This is a genomic window from Streptomyces sp. NPDC052107, from assembly GCF_040680215.1.
In the GTDB taxonomy this organism is placed as follows: Bacteria; Actinomycetota; Actinomycetes; order Streptomycetales; family Streptomycetaceae; genus Streptomyces.
Map to the genome: position 1 here is coordinate 1 of NZ_JBFAWG010000333.1, position 1004 is coordinate 1004.

The following is a 1004-nucleotide window of genomic DNA, read 5'->3' on the forward strand; positions in this document are numbered from 1 at the left end:
CTGCTCGGCGGCGTGGCAGCGGCCGTCGTGGCAGGCCGTGACAGAGGCGGCGACGGCAGCAGTGGCACGGCAGCGACGACCGTGCGTGGCGTGATCGGGTCGGAGAAGGCCGAGTTCTTCGCCGACCCCGACACGGTGAAGGCCCTCGCCGCCCGGGGCATCACCGTCAAGGCCGAGACATCCGGCTCCTGGGCCATGGATCAACTCTCCCTGGAAGGAGAGGACTTCGCCTTCCCCAGCTCCAAGGCGCCGGCCGACGAGCTGCGCCGCAGGTCCGCCGTCGAGGGCGGTCCGCTGCGGCCCTTCTACTCACCGCTCGTCGTCGTGGCCCACCGCAACGCGGCCGAGGTCCTCGCCGCCAACGGCCTCGCCCGGCTGAAGACCGACGGCACCTCCAACTTCGCCACCCGGGGCACGCTGCTCATGGGCCCCTACCTCAAGGCGGCCGAGGCGGACCGGACCTGGCAGCAGCTCGAAGGGGCCTCCGGGCACGCCGAGTTGAGCGGCACGCTCTTCATCACGAGCACCGACCCCGTCTCGTCCAACTCCGGCGCCCTCTACCTCGCCGCCGCCTCGTACGTCGCCGACGGCGGCCGGGTCGCGGCGGACCGCGCGGCCGTGGACCGTACGGCGGTGCTCATGCGGAAGCTGGTCCAGGTGCAGGGGGCCCAGCAGACCAGCAGCGACGCCCCGTTCCGGGACTTCATCAGCGGGGTCGGCAACCCGCTGGTGCTGGTCTACGAGTCGCAGGTGGCCTCCCTCCTGACCCACAGCAAACGGCAGGAGATCGGGGACCTCGTCGTGCTCTACCCGGACACCACGGTCTCCAGCGACCACACCCTGGTCCCCCTGACGGCGGCGGGCCGACAGCTGGGCGAACTGCTCTCCACCGACCCGCGGTTGCGGGAGCTGGCCGTACGCCACGGCTTCCGGCCGCAGGGCGCGGCGGCCGAGTTCACCGCCGCCACCGCGGCCCACACCGACTACATCGACCAGCAGCTGAC

1 protein-coding gene is annotated in these 1004 nt (G+C 72.3%); it reads left to right on the plus strand.

The window, feature by feature from the left end; genetic code table 11:
• Positions 1-1004 (plus strand): hypothetical protein (locus AB0M27_RS48245; RefSeq protein ID WP_365732517.1); only part of this gene is annotated, 1004 nt, incomplete at both ends.